The organism is Microbacterium sp. (assembly GCF_031180975.1).
Lineage (GTDB): Bacteria > Actinomycetota > Actinomycetes > Actinomycetales > Microbacteriaceae > Microbacterium.
Genome location: NZ_JAPSLI010000002.1, coordinates 253648 through 274142, shown reverse-complemented (window position 1 = coordinate 274142; position 20495 = coordinate 253648). Strand labels below are relative to the sequence as shown.

Annotated in this window: 19 protein-coding genes; 4 read left to right on the top strand and 15 right to left on the bottom strand. The window is 71.2% G+C overall.

Going from position 1 to position 20495, the window contains the following annotated elements:
* Positions 1–8: 8 nt before the first annotated feature.
* The 3 genes from RIF65_RS04310 to RIF65_RS04300 all read right to left on the bottom strand — a co-directional run bounded on the left by RIF65_RS04310 (position 9) and on the right by RIF65_RS04300 (position 2495).
* Entirely contained in the window at positions 9–197 is a 189-nt protein-coding gene (locus tag RIF65_RS04310) for a hypothetical protein (RefSeq protein WP_309064270.1), read from the bottom strand.
* A gap of 112 nt (positions 198–309) precedes the next feature.
* Positions 310–939: a 30S ribosomal protein S4 gene (gene rpsD / locus RIF65_RS04305; RefSeq protein ID WP_309064271.1), complete on the bottom strand. Its 630-nt coding sequence runs from the start codon at positions 937–939 to the stop codon at positions 310–312.
* 179 nt (positions 940–1118) lie between these two features.
* Positions 1119–2495 carry a replication-associated recombination protein A gene (locus RIF65_RS04300; protein ID WP_309064272.1) on the bottom strand — a complete coding sequence of 459 codons (1377 nt, stop codon included), beginning with the start codon at positions 2493–2495 and terminating at the stop codon, positions 1119–1121.
* 93 nt (positions 2496–2588) lie between these two features.
* Between RIF65_RS04300 and RIF65_RS04295 the strand changes: the two genes are divergently transcribed.
* Both RIF65_RS04295 and RIF65_RS04290 read left to right on the top strand, forming a co-directional pair.
* On the top strand, positions 2589–2936 hold the full coding sequence (locus RIF65_RS04295) for a hypothetical protein (protein ID WP_309064273.1): 348 nt from the start codon (positions 2589–2591) through the stop codon (positions 2934–2936).
* A gap of 140 nt (positions 2937–3076) precedes the next feature.
* Positions 3077–3955, top strand: a complete 879-nt coding sequence (locus tag RIF65_RS04290) for a formate/nitrite transporter family protein (protein ID WP_309064274.1) — start codon at positions 3077–3079, stop codon at positions 3953–3955.
* 69 nt (positions 3956–4024) lie between these two features.
* Here RIF65_RS04290 and RIF65_RS04285 read toward each other — a convergent pair whose 3' ends face one another.
* From RIF65_RS04285 to nirB, 4 genes are read right to left on the bottom strand one after another with little or no spacing between them, the layout of a single operon-like run.
* A complete protein-coding gene (locus tag RIF65_RS04285; protein ID WP_309064275.1) occupies positions 4025–5155 on the bottom strand; it encodes a uroporphyrinogen-III synthase in 1131 nt (376 codons plus the stop codon).
* Positions 5152–6387 carry a uroporphyrinogen-III C-methyltransferase gene (gene cobA, locus RIF65_RS04280; protein WP_309064276.1) on the bottom strand — a complete coding sequence of 412 codons (1236 nt, stop codon included), beginning with the start codon at positions 6385–6387 and terminating at the stop codon, positions 5152–5154. The genes RIF65_RS04285 and cobA overlap by 4 nt, the downstream gene beginning before the upstream one ends.
* Positions 6387–6761, bottom strand: coding sequence for a nitrite reductase small subunit NirD (nirD, locus tag RIF65_RS04275; RefSeq protein WP_309064277.1), 375 nt, complete (start codon positions 6759–6761; stop codon positions 6387–6389). The genes cobA and nirD overlap by 1 nt, the downstream gene beginning before the upstream one ends.
* Positions 6758–9334 carry a nitrite reductase large subunit NirB gene (gene nirB / locus RIF65_RS04270; RefSeq protein ID WP_309064278.1) on the bottom strand — a complete coding sequence of 859 codons (2577 nt, stop codon included), beginning with the start codon at positions 9332–9334 and terminating at the stop codon, positions 6758–6760. Before nirB ends, nirD begins: the two co-directional genes overlap by 4 nt.
* Positions 9335–9554: 220 nt before the next feature.
* On the opposite strand from nirB, the gene RIF65_RS04265 reads away from it, so the two are divergent.
* A complete protein-coding gene (locus tag RIF65_RS04265) occupies positions 9555–11234 on the top strand; it encodes a DUF349 domain-containing protein (protein WP_309064279.1) in 1680 nt (559 codons plus the stop codon).
* 68 nt (positions 11235–11302) lie between these two features.
* Positions 11303–11866: a hypothetical protein gene (locus RIF65_RS04260; protein ID WP_309064280.1), complete on the top strand. Its 564-nt coding sequence runs from the start codon at positions 11303–11305 to the stop codon at positions 11864–11866.
* Here the strand turns inward: RIF65_RS04260 and RIF65_RS04255 are convergent.
* The 8 genes from RIF65_RS04255 to RIF65_RS04220 form a co-directional block, all read right to left on the bottom strand.
* Entirely contained in the window at positions 11845–14097 is a 2253-nt protein-coding gene (locus RIF65_RS04255; protein WP_309064281.1) for a RelA/SpoT family protein, read from the bottom strand. The genes RIF65_RS04260 and RIF65_RS04255 overlap by 22 nt on opposite strands.
* A gap of 60 nt (positions 14098–14157) precedes the next feature.
* On the bottom strand, positions 14158–15147 hold the full coding sequence (gene secF / locus RIF65_RS04250) for a protein translocase subunit SecF (RefSeq protein WP_309064282.1): 990 nt from the start codon (positions 15145–15147) through the stop codon (positions 14158–14160).
* Positions 15147–16874 carry a protein translocase subunit SecD gene (gene secD, locus RIF65_RS04245; RefSeq protein WP_309064283.1) on the bottom strand — a complete coding sequence of 576 codons (1728 nt, stop codon included), beginning with the start codon at positions 16872–16874 and terminating at the stop codon, positions 15147–15149. The genes secF and secD overlap by 1 nt, the downstream gene beginning before the upstream one ends.
* A 36-nt stretch (positions 16875–16910) precedes the next feature.
* Positions 16911–17309: a preprotein translocase subunit YajC gene (locus tag RIF65_RS04240; protein ID WP_309064284.1), complete on the bottom strand. Its 399-nt coding sequence runs from the start codon at positions 17307–17309 to the stop codon at positions 16911–16913.
* Positions 17310–17380: 71 nt separating this feature from the next.
* A complete protein-coding gene (gene ruvB, locus RIF65_RS04235) occupies positions 17381–18412 on the bottom strand; it encodes a Holliday junction branch migration DNA helicase RuvB (protein WP_309064285.1) in 1032 nt (343 codons plus the stop codon).
* The gene (gene ruvA, locus RIF65_RS04230; protein ID WP_309064286.1) at positions 18405–19010 is read right to left on the bottom strand and encodes a Holliday junction branch migration protein RuvA; all 606 of its coding nucleotides are present in this window, start codon (positions 19008–19010) and stop codon (positions 18405–18407) included. Before ruvA ends, ruvB begins: the two co-directional genes overlap by 8 nt.
* 9 nt (positions 19011–19019) lie before the next feature.
* Positions 19020–19598 carry a crossover junction endodeoxyribonuclease RuvC gene (gene ruvC / locus RIF65_RS04225; protein ID WP_309064287.1) on the bottom strand — a complete coding sequence of 193 codons (579 nt, stop codon included), beginning with the start codon at positions 19596–19598 and terminating at the stop codon, positions 19020–19022.
* A gap of 102 nt (positions 19599–19700) precedes the next feature.
* On the bottom strand, positions 19701–20462 hold the full coding sequence (locus RIF65_RS04220) for a YebC/PmpR family DNA-binding transcriptional regulator (protein WP_309064288.1): 762 nt from the start codon (positions 20460–20462) through the stop codon (positions 19701–19703).
* Between the last annotated feature and the right edge of the window lie 33 nt (positions 20463–20495).

Sequence of the window (20495 nt, the reverse complement as noted above, 5' to 3'; positions counted from 1 at the left end):
GTGTCGGGTCAGTCGTCCGCCGGGTCGGACAGGCGCGCGTCCTGTGCGCGGTACGCGTCGCCGAGGATCGCGGTGAACTCCGAGATGCGCGCGTCGATCTCGGCGAAGATCTCCTGGCCGCGCGGGTCCTTGTTCATGAAGTGCGCGGCGACGAAGCCGCCGATCACGCCGATCAGGAACCACAGCACGTTCTTCATGTCGTCATCCTCGTCTTGGCCGCCGGACGCGGCCCCTCCATCGTAGGCGGAAACGGGGCCGGAGACGACGAGAGGCGCCGGGTGGCCCGACGCCTCTCGTGTGCGGATCGACTCAGCGACCCGAGTAGTACTCGACGACCAGCTGCACCTCACAGGTCACGGGGACCTCGGCGCGCTTCGGACGACGGACCAGACGTGCCTGCAGCTTGTCCAGCTCGACCTCGAGGTAACCCGGAACCGGGGGCAGCACCTCGGCGTGACCGCCGGCGGCTGCGACCTGGAAGGGCTCGAGGCTCTCCGACTTGGCCTTGACGTGGATGAGCTGACCCGGCTTCACGCGGAACGAAGGGCGGTCCACGGTCTGGCCGTCCACCAGGATGTGGCGGTGCACGACGAGCTGACGGGCCTGCGCGGTGGTGCGGGCGAAGCCGGCACGCAGCACGAGGGCGTCCAGACGCATCTCGAGCAGCTCGACCAGGTTCTCACCGGTCAGGCCCTCCTTGCGCTTGGCCTCGCGGAAGACGATCTGCAGCTGCTTCTCGCGGATGCCGTACTGCTCGCGCAGACGCTGCTTCTCGCGCAGACGGACGGCGTAGTCGCTGTCGGCCTTGCGCTTGGTGCGGCCGTGCTCGCCCGGAGCGTAGGGGCGCTTCTCGAGGTAGCGGGCGGCCTTCGGGGTGAGCGCCACGCCGAGGGCGCGGCTGAGACGGACCTTGCGGCGGTCCTGGGACTTCGTGACCACGAAGCATTCCTTCCGTGACGTGGACGCGTCTTTCGCGTCTCACGGGCGTATCTCCCCCGCTCTGCCGTCAGGCGCACGCCGGAGCGTCTGATCGGTGGGGTGTGAGTGAGGGGATGCCCGAAAACTCGGTTTCGAGCCGCTCCATCCTATCAGACGGGCTTGCGGCGCCCCGCCCGTGCTCAGCGGTCGCCGAGGATGCGGCGGATGCGCTCCAGCCGGGCGGACACGTCGCGTTCCGCGCCGAGCTGTTTGGGCTCGTAGTAGCGCCGCCCGACGAGCTCGTCCGGCAGGTACTGCTGGGGAAGGATGCCTGCGTCGCTGTCGTGCGGGTAGCGGTAGCCCTTGCCGTGGCCGAGCCGCTTCGCCCCCGCGTAGTGGGCGTCGCGCAGATGGATGGGGACCCGCCCGAAACCGCCCGCCCTGACATCGGCGATCGCGGCGTTGATCGCCGCATAGGCCGCGTTCGACTTGGCGGTCGTGGCGAGGTAGATCGTGGCCTCGGCGAGCGGGATCCGGCCCTCCGGCATCCCGATGAACGCCACCGCGTCGGCGGCGGCGGTGGCGATGACCAGCGCCTGCGGGTCGGCCAGGCCGATGTCCTCCGCGGCTGAGATGACCAGACGACGCGCGATGAATCGCGGGTCCTCCCCCGCTTCGATCATGCGCGCGAGGTAGTGCACCGCCGCGTCGGGGTCGGAGCCCCGGATCGACTTGATGAAGGCGCTGATGACGTCGTAGTGCTCGTCCCCCTGCCGGTCGTAGCGCAGCAGCGCGCGGTCCACGGCCTGCGCGACATCGTCGGCGGTCACCACGGGGACGGCGCTCGCGTCGTCGATCTCGTCGGACTCGGCGTCTTCGTCGCCGCCGTCCATGGCATCCGTGCCACCCGACAGCGCGACGGCGGCCGCCGCCTCGAGACCGGTGAGCGCGCGGCGGGCGTCGCCGGAGGCGAGCCGGATCAGCGCCGACCTGGCGTCGTCGGCGAGAGCGACCCGCCCGCCCAGCCCGCGCGCGTCGGTGAGGGCGCGGTCGACGAGCACGCCGATGTCGTCGTCGGTGAGCGGCTGCAGCGTGAGCAGCAGCGACCGCGACAGCAGCGGGGAGATGACCGAGAACGACGGGTTCTCGGTGGTCGCGGCGATGAGGATCACCCAGCCGTTCTCGACACCGGGCAGCAGCGCATCCTGCTGCGCCTTCGTGAAGCGGTGGATCTCGTCGAGGAAGAGGATGGTGGTCTGCCCGTACAGGTCGCGCTGGGTGATCGCCTCCTGCATCACCTCCCGGACGTCCTTGACGCCGGCGGTGATCGCCGACAGTTCGACGAATCGACGCCCCGACGATCGCGCGATCGCCTGCGCCAAGGTCGTCTTGCCTGTGCCGGGCGGACCCCACAGGATGATCGACACGGCACCCGGCGCGGCCGCCTCGGGGTCGGCGAGCGCCACGATCGGGGAACCGGCGCGCAGCAGGTGGCGCTGCCCGGCGACCTCGTCGAGGGACACCGGCCGCATGCGCACGGCGAGCGGGGTCTGTCCCGACAGCAGGGCGGAGCTCATCCCTCCAGGCTAGTGCGGGCCGCCGACACGGGGCCGCGTCCGCGCGGCGGTAGGCTCGCAGTCGTCGCACGAACACCGGAGAAGGAGTCGAGGATGGCGGGACGCGGGTCCAGGGCGCAGCGCGCACGCGAGGAGGCGGAGCGCGCCCGACTGTACGCCGCGCGCACGGCCTGGCACGAGCGGCAGGTCCGTCGCCGCCGCCGTGACACCGTGATCGCCGCGGTCGCAGGCGGTGTGATCGTCGTCGGTGCGCTTGTCAGCCAGGCGCTGCACGCCCAGATCACCGCCCCCGAGCCGGAGCCGTCGTCGACACCCACCGTGCCGTCGCCCGAGCCGTCGTCGGCGCCCACCGCGCCCTCCCCCGCGCCGAGCACGACGCCGACCCTGCCGAACGCGCCGACCGACGCGCCGACGCCGGTGCCGACGCAGACGCCGGACTGAGCGTCTCGCTCTCACACGCGACCCTCGGCCGAAGTGAGCGGAACGCTCCACGGCCGTAACGCACCGCACCTGTCCGCGAAACACGGGTGGACGACGCTGGACCGCAGTCCCGCACTCGTCCCACCCCGTGGAGGTTGCCCGTGTCCTACGTCAAGCCCGCCGATCTCGTCACCCGCATGGTCGACGCCGGCGCCTACAAGATCCAGATGTCCACTCGAGACACGCTGATCCGCTCGTTCATGGGCGCAGCGCTTCTCACCATCGCCGCAGCGTTCGCCGTCACTGTCGGCACCAGCACCGGGCAGCCGCTGCTCGGCGCCCTGCTCTTCCCCGTCGGCTTCGTCATGCTGTACCTGCTCGGGTACGACCTGCTCACCGGCGTGTTCACCCTCGCGCCGCTCGCCGTGCTCGACCGACGCCCGGGCGCCACCGTCCGGGGCATGCTGCGCAACTGGGGACTGGTGTTCGTCGGCAACTTCGGCGGCGCGTTCCTGGTGGCCGTGCTGATGGCGGTCTACTTCACCTACGGCTTCGCCACCGAGCCGAGCCCCGTCGGCGTCGCCATCGGCGAGATCGGCCACGGCCGCACCATCGGCTACGCCGAGCACGGCGCAGCAGGCATGCTCACGCTGTTCATCCGTGGCGTGCTGTGCAACTGGATGGTCTCCACCGGCGTCGTGCTCGCCATGATCTCGGACAGCGTCCTCGGCAAGATCGCCGCCATGTGGATGCCGATCATGCTGTTCTTCTACCTGGGCTTCGAGCACTCCATCGTGAACATGTTCCTGTTCCCGTCCGGGCTGCTGCTCGGCGCCGACTTCACGGTGATGGACTACCTGCTCTGGAACGAGCTGCCCACCGTGGTCGGCAACCTCGTCGGCGGTCTGCTCTTCGTCGGCGTCCCGCTGTACGTCACGTACGGTCGCCCCGCGCAGCGTCGGGTCGCGTCCGTGAGTGGCGCCCGCCCCGCTGCCGCCGCCCGCCCCGTGGCCGCGCCGGAGCCGGTCGGCGCGGCCTGACCGGAAGACGGTGATGCCCCGGCGGAACGGGAAGACCGTCGGGGCATCACCACGTCGCGTCGTGCGTGATCAATCGTCCGCGAGCGCGAGCCGGTAGCCGCGCTTCACGACCGTCCGGACGACGTCCGCACCGCCGAGCGCCTCTCGCAGCCGGGCCACAGCCATCTCGACGGCGTGCGCGTTTCCGCCGGCGCGGGGCAGCGAAGCCGCGAGCTCGTCGCGCGACAGCACGCGACCGCCGGCGTCGAACAGCGCGCCCAGCAGGGCGGCCCCGGCCCTGCTCAGCGGAAGGAACGCGTCCTCCAGCCAGGCGCCGCCGCTGCGCAGGGACAGTTCGCCCGCCGGCGTGCGCAGGACCGGGGCCGCTCCGCCGGGGCCGAGTGCGCCGACCACGCAGCGAGCCAGCGATCCGAGCCGGCCGCGATCGGCGACGGTGACGGCCATACCGGCATCCCGCAGCGGTGCCGCGGTAATCGGTCCCACCGCGGCCAGCAGCAGCCGGCCGGATCCCGCCCGGCGGCGCACCGCCTCGACGACGTTCGCGTCGGCGGCCGCGCGGAGCCATGCCGACGCGGACGGTGCCGACGTGAACAGCACCGCGTCGGCCTCGCCGCCGGCCGCCGACTGCACCGACTGGGTGAGCAGTTCCGGATCGCGCGGCTGCGCCCACCGGTACACGACGATCGGCGTCACCGTTGCCCCCTGACTCTCCAGCAGGGCGTCGAGTCCGTCCGACCCGGCGCCGTGGTGCTGCACCACGACCCGGCATCCGGTCAGCGGCGTGCGCAGGAGGTGCGCACCGACCTCGGCGGCGGTCTCCGTCGGCGCCACCCAGTCGGCCGTGAAACCGGACTGCTGGATCGCGCCGTGCGCCTTCGGACCGCGCGCGATGAACCGGGCGCCCGCCAGCGCGGCATGCAGTTGTTCGTCGAGGCCGTGCTCGTGCGCGGCGTCCATCCAGCCGCGGAACCCCACACCGGTGGTGACCACGACGACGTCGGGCGGCTCCGCGACGATCCGGCGGGTACGGCTCACGAGCTCGGCGTCGTCGGCGTTCGGCAGGATGCTGAGCGGCGGCGCGCACAGCACGTGAGCACCGCGGCGTTGGAGGGCGCTCGCGAGATCTCCTGCCCGGCGGTCGGCGGCGACGACGATCGTGCAGCCGGTCAGCGCAGCCGGGCCGGGGGCGCCCGGCGTCACCCGGCGGCTCCTCCCACCGCGACCTGCCGCGGAAGGAGCAGATCGGCGCGAGCCACGTCGCCGATCACGATGACCGCAGGGTTGCGGACGCCGGCGGCCGCGGCGTCCGCAACCACCGCGCCGAGCGTGCTGCGGATGGTGCGCTGCGCGGCGGTGTGGCCGTTCTCGACGATCGCCACCGCGCGCGCGGCGGGGATGCCGTGCCGCAGCGCGCTGTCGACGAGCCGCGGCAGGCCGGCGACGCCCATCAGCACGACGGTGGTGACCGTCTCGTCGGCGAGAGCGCGCAGCGTGGTGTCGGAGACCGGGCCCTGCCCGTTCACGACGTGGAAGGCCGATGCCACACCCCGATGCGTGACGGGGATGCCGGCCGCCTGCGGCACGGCGACGGCGCTGGACGGGGCGGGCACGACGTCGACGGGGATGCCGGCCGCCAGGCACGCGGCCATCTCCTCGCCGCCGCGGCCGAACACGAACGGGTCGCCGCCCTTGAGCCTGACCACCCGGCGTCCGGCCGTCGCGTGCGCGATCAGCAGCGCATTGATCTCGTCCTGAGGGACCGGATGATCCCCGGGACGCTTGCCCACGTCGATCACGAGCACGTCGGGGTCGAGTTCCGACAGGACGGCCGCCGACGGGCCCAGCCGGTCCGTCACGACCACGTCCGCCTCGGCGAGCAGCCGTCGGGCGCGCACCGTCATCAGGTCCACCGGACCCGGCCCGCCGCCGACCAGGTCGACCCGCCCCACGGCAGCCGCACGCCGCGCGCGCACCGGAAGCCTGCCCTCGGTCAGCAGCGTGCCGATCTCGTCGCGCACCCGCGCCGCGCGTGTCGGATCGACGCCCACCTCGCCGGCGACCCCGATCACCACGTCGCCGGATCGGATCTGCGCGGTCATCCGCGCCGTGCCGTGCGCGCCGTCTGAGGCGTTCACGCAGAACGTGCGGCGGCGTTCGCAGAGCGCGGCGATCGCCCGGTCGGTGACGGGATCGCCGGTCGCGGTGTGCACGACCCAGGCGCCGCGCAGGTCGGCGGAGCGAAAGCGCCGCGACCGCCAGGTCACGCCGGGGGCGTCGAGCAGGGCCCGCACCGCAGGCGAGAGCTCGGGGGCGACCAGGCGGACGCGGGCGCCGTCGGCGAGGAACCGGCTGATGCGCCGCGCCGACACGGCGCCGCCGCCGACGACGAGCACGAGCCGGTCGGTCAGGCTGAGCCCCAGGACGCTGGTCATCAGCACTCCCCAGCGCTCGCGTCGGACGGGGGCAGCAGATGCACCTTCTCGCCGCGCAGGACGACGCGCCACACCGTGAGCGCATGCGGCGGCTTGCCCTGCGTGTCGAGGCACTCGCCGGTGCGCAGATCGAACACCTGTTTGTGCATCGGCGAGGCGATCGTGGGGGCGTCGCCGCGCGTGCCGACGATGCCTCGGGAGATGACGTGCGCACCGCTGTACGGGTCGAGGTTCGACACCGCGTGCACCGTGCCGTCCCGGAGCAGGAACAACGCCACCTGCCGGTCGCCCACCAGGGCGGCGCGCCCGCGCTCCACCTCCAGGTCGCCGATCGTGCAGACCGCCGTGGTCGTGGCATCCGCGAGCAGGGTCATCGCCGCACCTCCAGTGTCGTCCCGGCGATCAGCACGCCGCCGTCGCTTCTCTCCTGCGCTGTGGCCGGCCGCACCTGCCCGCGCTCGGCGACGTACGCCAGCGACGGGTCGGGCGTGGACGCCGCGTTCACGAACGATTCGAACCGGCGCAGCTTCTCGGGGTCGCGCAGGGTCGCGGCCCACTCGTCCTCGTAGCCGGCGACATGTCGTGCCATGGCGGCGTCGAGGTCGGCGCAGATGCCCAGGGAGTCGTCGAAGATCACGCCGCGCAGGCCGTCCAGCCCGCCCTCCAGCTCCTCGCACCACGGGGCGGTGCGCTGCAGCCGGTCGGCGGTGCGGATGTAGTACATGAAGAAGCGGTCGATCGCCGTGATGAGTGCGTCGTCGGACAGATCGGATGCCAGCAACTGGGCGTGCCGGGGCGTGAACCCGCCGTTCCCGCCGACGTACATGTTCCACCCGGCCTCGGTCGCAATGACGCCGACGTCCTTCGATCGGGCCTCCGCGCACTCCCTGGCGCAGCCGGAGACACCCACCTTCAGCTTGTGCGGGGCGCGCAGCCCGCGGTAGCGCAGCTCGAGCCGCACCGCCATCCCGACCGAGTCGAGCACGCCGTAGCGGCACCAGGTGGAGCCCACGCAGGACTTCACCGTGCGCAGCGCCTTGCCGTAGGCGTGACCCGACTCGAAGCCGGCGTCCACGAGTCGCTGCCAGACGGCGGGAAGCTGTTCCAGCCGCGCGCCGAACATGTCGATCCGCTGCCCGCCGGTGATCTTCGTGTACAGGCCGAAGTCCTTCGCGATGTGCCCGATGGCGAGCAGGCCGTCCGGCGTGACCTCGCCGCCCGGCATCCGCGGGACGACCGAGTAGGTGCCGTCCTTCTGAAGGTTGGCCATCACGTGGTCGTTGGTGTCCTGCAGCGTCGCGTTCTCGCCGTCCAGCACGTGCCCGCCGACGAGCACGGACAGGATGCTGGCCAGCACGGGCTTGCAGATGTCGCAGCCCCGTCCGTGTCCGAACCGCTCGATGACACTGCTGAACGTGGTGAGCCCTGACACGCGCACGGCGTCGAACAGCATCCGGCGCGACATCGAGAAATGCTCGCACAGCGCGTCGGGAACCGCCTGGCCGAGCGTGGCCAGCTCCTGGCCGACGATCTTCTTCACCATCAGCACGCACGAGCCGCAGGTGGCGCCGGCGCGCGTGCACCCCTTCACCGCCGCCGCGTCGGTGCAGCCCTCCTCGTGCACGGCCTGCCGGATGCGGCCCGCTGTCACGTTCGCGCAGGAGCACACCACGGCCGCGTCGGGGAGGCTGCCGGAGGGCGCCTCGACGCCGCCCTCCGGCAGCAGGTACGCGGCCGGGTCGCCGCCGAGGGGCGCGCCGACGAGAGGGCGCAGAGCGCCGTACGCGGACGCATCGCCGACCAGGATGCCGCCCAACAGCGTCTTCGCGTCGTCGGACAGCACGAGCTTCTTGTACACACCGGCCACCGGGTCGGCGTAGACGACGTCCAGGGCTTGCGGGGTCGTGGCCATCGCATCACCGAAGCTGGCGACGTCTACGCCGGACAGCTTCAGCTTGGCCGACTCGTCGTAACCGGGGAAGGTGGCGTCGCCACCGAGCAGCACGTTCGCCGCGACCTCGGCCATCGCATATCCGGGTGCGACCAGGCCGACGCTGCGGCCCTCGAAACTGGCCACTTCGCCGATCGCGAAGATGCGCGGATCGCTGGTCGTGCACCGCTCGTCGATGCGCACTCCGCCACGCGGGTCGACGGCGAGACCTGCCCCTCTGGCCAGCTCATCGCGCGGTCGGACTCCGACGGTGAACACGACCACGTCCGCCTCGTGCAGCGTGCCGTCCTGGAACTCCAGACCGGTCACCTGCCCCGAGGCATCAGGGTCGAGGCGCGTGGTGCGCGCCTCGGTGCGCACGGCGATGCCCCGCGCCTCGATCAGACGCCGCAGCATCCGCCCGGCCGCTGGATCGAGCTGCGCCGACATCAGTCGGTCGGAGTACTGCACCACCGTGCAGTCCACATCCATCCCCTGCAGCGCACCGGCCGCCTCCAGGCCGAGAAGTCCACCGCCGACCACCGCACCCCGCAGCGGTCTGCCCAGTTCGGCGCGGCGTCGCTCCACGAAGGTGCGCAGCGACCGGACGTCCTCGAGGGTGCGGTACACGAAGCAGCCCGGCAGGTCCGCGCCGTCCACGGCCACGCGCGCCGCGTACGAGCCGGTGGCGAGCACCAGCGTGTCGTAACGGATGCCGCGCCCCGACGCGGTCGTCACCGTCGTGCGCCGCCGGTCGATGCGGCGCACCCGGTCGCCGGGGAACAGGCTGATCCTGTCGTCGTCGAAGACGCTCGGGTCGAGGGTGAGCTCGTCGGGCGTGGTGCCGTCGAAGTACCCGGTCAGCCCGACGCGGTCGTAGGGGTGCCTGCCCTCCTCGCCGATCACGGTGACGCGCACGGCGGCATCCGCGCTGAGCAGGCTCTCCACGAACCGGTGCGCGACCATGCCCGCTCCGGCGACGACGATCTCGGCGGTCTGCGATGCGGTGACGCTCATGCTCCTCCTCAGGTCCGGGGCGACTGGTCCCGACGCTAGGAGCGCGATGTTTCGCGGACCGACCGCGCCGCGTTACGCCCGGGGAACGTTCTCCTCACAAACCGGTAACGGCCGGGTGAGCGAGCGCGACGGGCCGGCAGAGAGATCGACGGGCACCGTCGTACTAGGCTGAACACCGTCCGTACCCCCCTCCGCGGCCTGGCCGCGCAAGGAGCACACTGTGTCTGCCACTGAGCCGTCCACCCCCGAGTCGCCGAACCCCGAGACGCCGAACGGCGAGGCCGCCGTCGTCGAACCGCAGACCGCGGACGCGACCGCGACCGCGCCCGCGTCGCCGGCCGCCGAGAGCGCAGTTGCTCAGGAGGCCGTGCAGGGCACCGACGTGCCCCCCGCTGCCGAACCCGTCGACGCCGACGCGCCCGCCTCCGACGCCGACGCATCTGGCTCCGACGCGTCGGGCGCTGATGACGCCGCCGCGGCTGAGTCGCCCGCCGAGACGCCTGGCGTCGCCGAGTCGGCGACCGACGACGAGCCGTCCCGGCCGGCCGCTCCCGCCCCCGCACCGCCACGCGTGCCGGGGCCGCCCCGCGTTCCCGCTCCGCCGCGCGTGCCGATGCCTCGCAAGGCGGCCGCGCCCGTCGCCCCGGCTCCGGTCGTTCCGCCGGTGGCCTCCGACGCCGCCGAGTGGGGTCGGGTCGCCGAGGACGGCACCGTCGAGGTCCGCGAGGGCGACACGTGGCGTCCCGTGGGACAGTACCCGGACGGCACCCCGGACGAGGCGCTCGCCTACTTCGCTCGCAAGTACGACGACCTGGCGCTGAAGCTCGGCACGCTCGAGACCCGCGCCAAGGCGGGCGGCACATCCGCCGCCGACCTCACCAAGCAGGCGAACCACCTGCTCACCGAGGTGACCGACGCCGCAGCCGTCGGTGACCTGGCCGGACTCCGCGCCCGTATCGAGTCGCTGGTCGCGTCGCTGTCGGAGGCCACCGAGAAGGAGGCCGCCGCGGCGAAGGAGGCGCTGGACGCCGCCATCGCCGAGCGCACGGCGATCGTCGAGAAGGCGGAGGAGATCGCCGGACGCGACCTCGCCAAGGTGCAATGGAAGCAGGTCACCGCCGAGATGGCCCAGCTGTTCGACGACTGGCAGGCGCACCAGCAGAACGGGCCGCGCCTGCCGAAGGGCGTCGCCCAGCAGCTGTGGAAGCGGTTCCGCCATGCGCGCTCCACCGTCGACAAGGCGCGCCGGGCGTTCTTCTCCGAGCTGGACGAGACGCACAAGGCCGCCCGCGACGCGAAGACCCGTCTGGTCGAGCGCGCGGAGGCGCTGGCGCCGCGCGGCGTGGACGGCATCCCTGCCTACCGCGACCTGCTCGACGAGTGGAAGGCCGCCGGCCGTGCCGGCCGCAAGGCCGACGACGCGCTGTGGGCGCGCTTCAAGGCCGCCGGAGACGCCCTGTACGCCGCCCGTGCCGAGCAGGCCGCCGCGGAGGAGGCCGACTCCGCTCCGAAGATCGAGGCGCGCGAAGCGCTGCTCGAAGAGGCGAAGGCCGTCGCAGACGAACCGAACCTCAAGCGCGCCCGTGCGCTGCTCACCCGCATCCAGCGGCAGTGGGACGAGATCGGCCGCATCTTCCCCCGCGAGAAGGAGCGCGCGCTCGACGACCGGCTGCGCACGATCGAGCAGGCGCTGAAGGCACGCGAGGACGTCGACTGGAAGAAGAACAACCCCGAGACGAAGGCGCGCGCCAACGACATGAGCGCGCAGCTGCTGGAGGCCATCGAGAAGCTCGAGGCCGAGCTCGCCGCCGCCGAGAAGGCCGGCGACGCCAAAGCAGTCAAGGACGCGACCGAGGCGCTGGCCGCACGTCGCGCCTGGCTGAGCGCACTCGGGGGCTGATCACCCCGGTTATCCACAGTGTGAGCGGTGCCCGCCCATCACCGGGCGGCACGGCTCACACTGTTGTGGTGCACCCGGTCCTGTTCTACCGTCCCGGCGAGCGGCTGTCGCTGCCCGAGCTGACCGCCGCGCGTCTGGACGGGCACGTCGTCGAGGTCGGTGACGGCTACATGCCCGCCGACACCGTCGAAGGGGCGGATGCCAGAGCGACCAGCATCGCCCATCTCGTCCCCGCGCGCACAGCCGCCTGCCGCGCGACCGCCGCGTGGGTGCTCGGCGCCGGCGACCGGCCGCCCACGGTGCACCACGTTCGAAGGGCGGGCCCGCACCGGGTGCGAATGGAACCCACCGCCCGGGTGGTGCACCACGACGCCGCGGCGCCGGCCGACGGCATCCTGTTCATCGCGGGAGTCGCCGTGACCAGCCCGCTGACCACCGCGGTCGAGCTCGTGTTCGCCGCCCTGCGGCATCCTCAGGACGAGAGATGGCTGCGCGCGCTGCTGCAGGTGTCGCCGGGGCTGGGGGCGCAGACGCGCGCCCGCCTTCAGGCGCTGCCGAGGATGCCGGGCCGGCGGATGGCGATCGATCGCCTGGAACTGCTGCTGACGGATCAGGACGTGGTGACTCGGTAGACGTCGTAGACGGCGTCGATGCGGCGTACGGCGTTGAGCACGCGGTCCAGGTGCACCGCGTCCCCCATCTCGAACACGAACCGGCTGAGCGCGAGGCGCTCGTCGGTGGTCGACACGGTGGCGGACAGGATGTTCACGTGGTGCTCGCTGAGCACACGGGTGACGTCGGAGAGGAGCCCGGAGCGGTCCAGCGCCTCCACCTGGATCTGCACGCGGAACACGCTCTTGGTCGTCGGCGCCCACTCCACCTCGACGAACCGTTCGGTGTCGGCGCTGAGCGCCTTCACGTTCACGCAGTCGGAGCGGTGCACGGACACGCCGCTGCCGCGGGTGACGAAGCCGACGATCGGGTCGCCCGGCACCGGCGTGCAGCAGCGGGCGAGCTTGACGAGGATGTCTGCGGCGCCGCGCACCAGGATGCCGGAGTCCCCGCCGCGCGGCTCGCGCGCCGGCTGCCGACCCGGCAGCTCGATGGCACCGGTGCCGGTGTCCTCCTCGTCGGAGACCAGCGCCGTGACCTTCTCCAGCACGGACTGGGTGGACACATGCCCTTCGCCGACCGCCGCGTACAGGGCGGACACGTCCTCGTAGCGCAGCTGACGGGCGACCTCGGCGAACGACTCCTGGCTCATCAGGCGTTGCAACGGCAGGTTCTGCCGCCGCATGGCGCGCGCGATGGACTCCTTGCCCTGCTCGATGGCCTCCTCGCGGCGCTCCTTCGTGAACCACCCGCGGATCTTGTTGCGCGCCCGCGTGCTCTTGACGAAACTGAGCCAGTCCTGGCTGGGGCCGGCGTCCGGGTTCTTGGAGGTGAACACCTCGACCACGTCGCCGCTCTTCAGCGTCGACTCCAGCGGGACGAGACGGCCGTTCACCTTGGCGCCCATGGTGCGGTGACCGATCTCGGTGTGCACGGCGTACGCGAAATCCACCGGGGTGGCCCCGGCCGGCAGGCCGATCACGCGGCCCTTCGGGGTGAAGACGTACACCTCCTTCGCGCCGATCTCGAACCGCAGCGAGTCCAGGAACTCGCTCGGGTCGGCGGTCTCGGCCTGCCAGTCCGAGATGTGCGCGAGCCACGCCATGTCGGTGTCGGAGGTGCGGCTGTCGACCTTGCCGCCGTTCATCCGCTCCTTGTACATCCAGTGCGCCGCCACGCCGAACTCGGCCTGCTGATGCATCTCGTGGGTGCGGATCTGGATCTCGACCGTGCGGCCGGACGGGCCGATCACGGTGGTGTGCAGCGACTGGTACAGGTTGAACTTCGGGGTCGCGATGTAGTCCTTGAACCGGCCGGGCAGCGGCGTCCAACGGGCATGGATCGCGCCGAGCACCGCGTAGCAGTCCCGCACCGAGTTCACCAGCACGCGGATGCCGATGAGGTCGTAGATGTCGTCGAACTCGCGTCCCCGCACGACCATCTTCTGGTAGACCGAGTACAGCTGCTTCGGCCGCCCGACCACCTTGCCGCGGATGCGCAGGTCGCGGAGGTCGTCGTCGACGGCCTGGATCACCTGCTGCAGGTACTTCTCGCGCTGCGGGGTGCGCTGGGCGATCAGGCTGTCGATCTCGGCGTAGATCTTCGGATGCAGCACGGCGAAGGACAGGTCCTCCAGCTCCGACTTGATCGTCTGGATACCCAGCCGGTGCGCCAGCGGGGCGTAGATCTCGAGCGTCTCCTTCGCCTTCTTCGCCGCCTTCTCCGGCGGGACGAAGCCCCAGGTGCGCGCGTTGTGCAGGCGGTCGGCGAGCTTGATGAGCAGCACGCGGATGTCCTTCGACATCGCCACGATCATCTTGCGGACCGTCTCGGCCTGTGCGCTCTCGCCGTACTTGACCTTGTCGAGCTTGGTGACCCCGTCGACGAGCATCGCGACCTCGTCGCCGAACTCGGCCGTGAGCTCCGCGAGGGCGTACCCGGTGTCCTCGACCGTGTCGTGCAGCAGTGCGGCGGCGATCGCCCGAGGGCCGAGGCCCAGCTCGGCGAGGATCTGCGCGACGGCGAGCGGGTGCGTGATGTACGGCTCGCCGCTCTGCCGGAACTGTCCCGAGTGCTTGTCGCGGGCGACCGCGTACGCCCGTTCGATGATGGGGAGGTCGCCGCGCGGATGGTTGGCCCGGACGGTGCGGATGAGGTTGTCGAGGTCGTTGACGCGGGGTGCGCGCGAGAAGATGCGGGGTACCAGCCGACGCAGGCTGGAGCCCTGCGATGTCGCCTGCGAATCCGCCATTCCTGCTCCCGTCCCGATCAGATCATCCTACGCGGGGCCGGACGGCTCCGACCCGCCGGCTCAGACGCCGGCGGTGGCCCGTTCGCGCGCCTGGAGCACCTTCGCGTCGCGTTGCGCGATGGCCGGCTCCTTCTCGCGGAACAGCGAGTACAGCGGGGCGGCGACGAACAGCGTCGAATAGGTGGCGACGATGATGCCGACGAAGATCGACAGCGAGATGTCGGTGAGCGTCTCCGCACCCAGCCAGAAGGCGCCGATGAAGAGGATCGCGCCCACCGGCAGAGCGGCGACCACCGAGGTGTTGATCGAGCGCACCAGCGTCTGGTTCACGGCGAGGTTGACCGACTCGCCGAACGTGCGCGTGGTCTGGTCGCCGTCCTCGGTGGTGTTCTCGCGGATCTTGTCGAATACGACAGTGGTGTCGTACAGCGAGTACGCCAGGATCGTGAGGAACCCGATGACGGCGGCGGGCGAGATCTCGAACCCGGCCAGCGCGTACACCCCCACCGTGATGACGAGCACGTCGAGCAGGCCGATGATGGCGGCGGCGGACATCTTCCAGGTCCGGAAGTAGATGGCGAGGATCAGGAAGGTCAGCGCGAGGAAGATCGCCAGACCCCACAGCGACTGCCTGGTGACGCTCTCACCCCACGCCGGCCCGATGAACGAGTCGGTGATCTCGGCCCGATCGACGCCGTAGGCGTCGGCGAGGGCCGCCGTCACCTGCTGCGTCTCGTCGGCGCTCATCTGGTCGGTCTGGACGCGCACGTCCTTGCCACCGACGACGACGACCTTGGTGGCCGCATCCGGGACGACCGAGCGGACGGCATCCGTCGCGAGCGACTGATCGGTCGAAGACGGCGCCTGCACGGTGAACTGCGACCCGCCGGTGAACTCGATCGAGAACTGGATCGGGCGGATCAGGGGCACGAGCGCCGAGGCGGCCACGAGCGCGATCGCGATGATGAACCACAGTCGGCGGCGGCCGACGAACGGGAACGACGTCTTCCCGGTGTAGAGCTTGTTGCCGAGCTCGTTCATGGAGAACATCAGGCGTCGGAGTCCTTCCCGGCATCCTTGGATCCCTGAGCGGCGAGGGCCTCAGCGCGTTTGCGCTCGGCGATGGTCTGGCGCTTCTCGGCCTCACCGCGGGCGGCCCGGTTGCGGGCGGCGCGGCCGGAGGACCCGGTCAGCGCCTCGCGGTACTGCGAGCGACCACGGTAGACCGCGCCCAGTGACTCGGGGTCGAGGCCGGACAGCTTGTGGCCGCCGCCGAAGAAGCGGGTGCGGGCGAGCAGCTGCATGACCGGGTGCGTGAAGATCACGAAGATGAACACGTCGATCAGCGTCGTGAGACCCAGCGTGAACGCGAAGCCCTTCACTGTGGAGTCCGCGAGGATGTACAGCACCACGGCGGCGAGCACGTTGATCGACTTGGAGATGTAGATGGTGCGCTTGGCTCGGCCCCAGCCGTCCTCGACGGCCGCGGTGATCGACTTGCCGTCGCGCAACTCGTCGCGGATGCGTTCGAAGTACACGATGAACGAGTCCGCGGTGAAGCCGATCGAGACGATCAGACCGGCCACACCGGCGAGCGAGAGCCGGAAGCCCATCCGCCACGCCAGGATGCAGATGATGATGTAGGTCAGCACCGCCATCACGCCGATCGATGCGATGATCACCCAGCCCAGCGCCCGGTAGCTGATCAGCGAGTACACCGCGACGAGCGCGAGACCGATGAGGCCGGCGATCAGGCCGATCTGCAGCTGCTGCGAGCCCAGCGTCGCCGAGATCGTGTCGGAGCTCTCCACGGTGAAGCTGAGCGGCAGCGCGCCGTAGCGCAGCTGATCGGCCAGCGCCTTCGAGCTCTCCTGATCGAAGCTGCCCGAGATGCTCGGCTTGCCGTTCATGATCGTCGCCTGCATGGCCGGTGCCGAGATCACGACGCCGTCGAGGACGAACGCGAACTGGTCGCGGGGGCTCTGCTGGGCGATGCGGTTGGCGTTCAGGCGCACGCTGATGTCGCCGAACACCTTGGTGCCGTTCTCGTCGAGGACGAGGTTGACGGTCCAGGCGCCGCTCTGCGGGTCGCGGCCGGCGGTGGCATCCTCGATGGCGGTGCCGTCGAGCTCCATCGGACCGAGCAGGTACTTCACCCGGTTGTCGGGGTCGCACGCGATGAGCGGCTGGTCGGCCGGCGGGTTGGGGTCCTCGCGCTCGGCGGTGCAGTCGTAGGACAGGAACTCGGCCTGCAGCCGTTCGGTCATCCACGCCGGGTCGCTGGCGTCGGTGGGCTCGGGGCTCGGCACCGCGTTCATCGAGTCGTTCGGGGTCGGGTACGGCGTGCTCTTGCCGTCCTCGCCCACGTACTCGGTCGCGGGGTCGGTCGCGGCGAGCACCGCGCGGAACTCGAGCTTCGCGCTGGCCTGGATTCGGGCACGGGTCTGCTCGTCGGCCACACCGGGAATCTGGACCACGATGTTGCGGCCGCCCTCGGTGGTGATGTCCGCCTCGGCGACACCGGCGGCGTCGACGCGCTGCCGGATGATCGAGGCCGCCTGGTCGAGCTGCTCCTGCGAGGGGTCGGCACCATCCTCGGTCTGCGCGCCCAGGACGATCTGGGTGCCGCCCTGCAGGTCGAGCGCCAGCTCAGGGGTCCACGAGCTCTTCTTGAACCCGTAGACGCCGATCGCGTTGATGCCGAACAGGACGGCGGTCACGATGAGCAGGCCGAGCAGGACCCGCCAGGCATGACGGACCGGAGATGATGAAGCCACGAAGTTCCGCTTTCCGCGTCAGGGGACGTTGTCGCGTCAGTTGTCGCCGTCGCGCTCGAGGCGCGCGCGGGTCTCCTCAGACGTCTCGAGACGGGGCGCCGCCGGCTCCGCCGGGGTGTCCGCCTCCACGGCATCCGCGTCGGCGGCGACAGCGGTGTCCGTGTCGGTGGGCTCGACGATGCGCAGGATCGCCTGGCTGTGCACCTCGATGACCACACCGGGTGCGATCTCGACCAGCGCGGGCTTGTCGAGGTCCTCGGCGTCGTAGGCGACGATCGTGCCGTACAGGCCGCCCTGCAGCAGCACCTTGACGCCGGGGAGGGTCTTCGCGGCCTTCTCCTCCTGCTCGGCCTTCAGCTGCTTCTGGCGCTTGCGCGTGTTCACGAACATGAACACGAGCATCACTGCGAGCAGACCGAAGAGGATGAGTTCCATGAGAAGAGAGCCTTTCAAGGTGCACGCCGAACGCGGCGGTGCGTGAGGGGGGCCGGGGCAGCCTTCAGCGATTATAGGTCATCGAACAATGCCGCCCCGTCGGGGTGCGGCACGCCCAGGTGCGCATACGCCTCGGGCATCGCGACGCGTCCGCGCGGGGTGCGACCGAGGAATCCGATCCGCACCAGGTACGGCTCCACGACGCTCTCGACCGTCTCCGCCTCCTCGCCCACGGCGACCGCCAGCGTGCTGAGTCCCACTGGTCCGCCGCGGAACCGCCGCACCAGCGCATCCAGCACCGCCCGGTCGAGCCGGTCGAGACCGATCGCGTCGACGTCGTACAGCTCCAGGGCCGCGCGGACGTCGTCCAGCGACGCCTCGTCGCCGCCGGCGTGCACGAGCGCGTAGTCGCGCACCCGACGCAGCAGCCGGTTCGCGATCCGAGGTGTCCCGCGGGAACGACGGGCGATCTCAGCGAGCGAGTCGTCGGGAAGGTGAACGCCCAGCACACCTGCGGAGCGCGAGATCACGCGCTCCAGATCGTCCACGCCGTAGAACTCGAGATGCCCGGTGAACCCGAATCGGTCGCGCAGCGGGTTCGGCAGCAGGCCGGAGCGGGTGGTCGCCCCGACGAGTGTGAACGGCGCCAGATCGAGCGGGATGCTGGTGGCGCCGGCCCCCTTGCCGACCATGATGTCGATGCGGAAGTCCTCCATCGCCAGGTACAGCATCTCCTCCGCGGAGCGTGCCATGCGATGGATCTCGTCGATGAACAGCACCTCGCCCGGTGTGAGGCTGGACAGCAGGGCGGCCAGGTCGCCGGCGTGCTGGATGGCGGGCCCGCTGGACAGCCGCAGCGGCCGCCGGCTCTCGTGCGCGACGATCATCGCCAGCGTGGTCTTGCCGAGTCCTGGTGGACCGGCGAGCAGGATGTGGTCGGCGGGGCGCTCCTGGATGCGAGCGGCGTCGAGCAGCAGCTGCAACTGACCGCGCACCTTGGGCTGCCCGACGAAGTCGCCGAGGCTGGTCGGCCGCAGTGCGCCCTCGATCGCGAGCTCGGTCTCGTCCAGCGGCTCCGCCGCGTCGCGTGCACCCTCAGCCACGTTGCGCTCCCGGTCCCAGGGCGGCGAGCGTGCGCCGCAGCAGCGCGGGCACCGACTCGCGCTCGGCATCGGTGGCGTCCTCGGCGGTCTGCGCGGCCGCCTCGGTGGCGACCTTCTCCGACCATCCGAGCCCGACCAGCGCCGCAGCGACCTGGTCGACGGTCGCCGTGGCGGCGGCGGCGGGTGTGCTCGCCACGCGCGGCCGCACTTTGCCGGCCAGCTGCACGACGATGAGCTTGGCGGTCTTCGGCCCGATGCCGGACACCCGCCGGAACGGTGCGTCGTCCTCGGCAGTAACGGCTTCCGCGATCTGGTCGACGGTGAGATGCGCGAGCACGCCGAGCGCCGACTTCGGCCCGACCCCGGTCACGCTCAGCAGCTGGCCGAAGATCTCCAGCTCGTCGCGGTCGGCGAACCCGTAGAGGGTCAGCGCATCCTCGCGGACGATGAGGCTGGTGTGCAGCCTCAGCCGCTCCCCCACGGCCGCGGTGTGCGCGACGTCCCCCGGGACGAACACCGAGAAGCCCACACCACCGGTCTCCAGGACGACGTGGTCGGACCCGGTGTGCAGCACGGTGCCGTGCAGGGAGGAGATCATGGGAACAGCCTAGCGAGCAGGTCGTACATACGTTCGAGCGACACGCTCTGCGTCGGCCCAGGCCCGTTGTGCCGGCGTCAGGGCGCCCGCTTGCGGCGCGGCGGCGGAGCCGCCGCGCCAGGCGTGGCACAGGGCGATGGCGAGAGCGTCGGCGGCGTCGGCGGGCTGCGGTGGTGCATCCAGGCGCAGAATGCGCGCGATCATGGATTGCACCTGCCGCTTGTCTGCGGATCCGTAACCGGTGACCGCCGCCTTCACCTCGCTCGGGGTGTGCGTGGCCGCGGGCAGACCCGCCTCGGCGGCGATGAGCAGGGCGACGCCGGACGCCTGCGCGGTGCCCATCACGGTCTGCACGTTGTGCTGGGCGAAGACCCGCTCCACCGCGACCGCGTGCGGCCTGTGCTCTGCGATGGCCTCTCGGATGCCGGCAGCGACGCGGGCCAGTCGCACCGAGATGTCCGCGTCCGCCGGCGTGCGCACCACGCCCACGTGCACGAGGGTGGCGCGCCGGGCGCGGTCGACGTCGACGATGCCGACACCGCACCGGGTGAGGCCGGGGTCGATCCCGAGAACGCGCAGGGTGGTCACTCCCTCAGGCTACGAGCAGCGCGAGAGCCCCGGACGCAGGCGCGCCCGGGGCTCTCGTCAAGATGTGCGGCGACCCGTCCGCCGTCCCGGCGGACGATCGGGTCAGTCCTCGTCGTTCTCCAGCTCGGCCTGCACTTCGGGCGACAGGTCGAAGTTGCTGAACACGTTCTGCACGTCGTCGCTGTCCTCGAGGGCATCGATGAGCCGGAACACCTTGCGCGCCGTCTCCGCGTCGATCTCGACCTTGAGGTTCGGCACGAACTCGACGTCGGCCGATTCGTACTCGATGCCGGCCTCCTGCAGCGCAGTGCGGACGGCGACCAGATCGGTCGCCTCGGTGATGACCTCGAACCCCTGCGCGTGCGGCTCGATCTCCTCGGCGCCCGCCTCGAGGGCGGCCATCATCACGTCGTCCTCCGTGGTGCCCTCGCCGCTGACGACGATGACGCCCTTGCGGGTGAAGTTGTAGGCCACCGATCCGGGGTCGGCGAGGGTCCCGCCGTTGCGGCTGAGGGCGGTGCGCACCTCGGCGGCGGCACGGTTCTTGTTGTCGGTGAGGCACTCGATCATCAGGGCGACGCCGTTCGGTCCGTAGCCCTCGTACATGATCGAGGTGTACTCGACCGACTCGCCGCCGATGCCGGCACCGCGCTTGATGGCGCGGTCGATGTTGTCCTTGGGGACGGAAGTCTTCTTCGCCTTCAGCACGGCGTCGAACAGCGTCGGGTTGCCGGCCAGGTCGGCGCCGCCGAGCTTCGCGGCGACCTCGATGTTCTTGATGAGCTTGGCCCACGACTTTGCGCGGCGCGCGTCGATGACGGCCTTCTTGTGCTTGGTCGTCGCCCACTTGGAGTGCCCGGACATATATCTCCGCTCGTGTGTTGCGCCCTCGGTGTC

What these genes read in the sequence shown, in the direction of transcription:
- RIF65_RS04310 (WP_309064270.1), bottom strand. Translation starts at nt 197, where the DNA reads ATGAAGAACGTGCTGTGGTTCCTGATCGGCGTGATCGGCGGCTTCGTC.
- RIF65_RS04300 (WP_309064272.1), bottom strand. Translation starts at nt 2,495, where the DNA reads ATGAGCTCCGCCCTGCTGTCGGGACAGACCCCGCTCGCCGTGCGCATG.
- RIF65_RS04295 (WP_309064273.1), top strand. Translation starts at nt 2,589, where the DNA reads ATGGCGGGACGCGGGTCCAGGGCGCAGCGCGCACGCGAGGAGGCGGAG.
- cobA (WP_309064276.1), bottom strand. Translation starts at nt 6,387, where the DNA reads ATGACCAGCGTCCTGGGGCTCAGCCTGACCGACCGGCTCGTGCTCGTC.
- nirD (WP_309064277.1), bottom strand. Translation starts at nt 6,761, where the DNA reads ATGACCCTGCTCGCGGATGCCACGACCACGGCGGTCTGCACGATCGGC.
- nirB (WP_309064278.1), bottom strand. Translation starts at nt 9,334, where the DNA reads ATGAGCGTCACCGCATCGCAGACCGCCGAGATCGTCGTCGCCGGAGCG.
- RIF65_RS04255 (WP_309064281.1), bottom strand. Translation starts at nt 14,097, where the DNA reads ATGGCGGATTCGCAGGCGACATCGCAGGGCTCCAGCCTGCGTCGGCTG.
- secF (WP_309064282.1), bottom strand. Translation starts at nt 15,147, where the DNA reads ATGTTCTCCATGAACGAGCTCGGCAACAAGCTCTACACCGGGAAGACG.
- RIF65_RS04240 (WP_309064284.1), bottom strand. Translation starts at nt 17,309, where the DNA reads ATGGAACTCATCCTCTTCGGTCTGCTCGCAGTGATGCTCGTGTTCATG.
- ruvA (WP_309064286.1), bottom strand. Translation starts at nt 19,010, where the DNA reads ATGATCTCCTCCCTGCACGGCACCGTGCTGCACACCGGGTCCGACCAC.
- RIF65_RS04220 (WP_309064288.1), bottom strand. Translation starts at nt 20,462, where the DNA reads ATGTCCGGGCACTCCAAGTGGGCGACGACCAAGCACAAGAAGGCCGTC.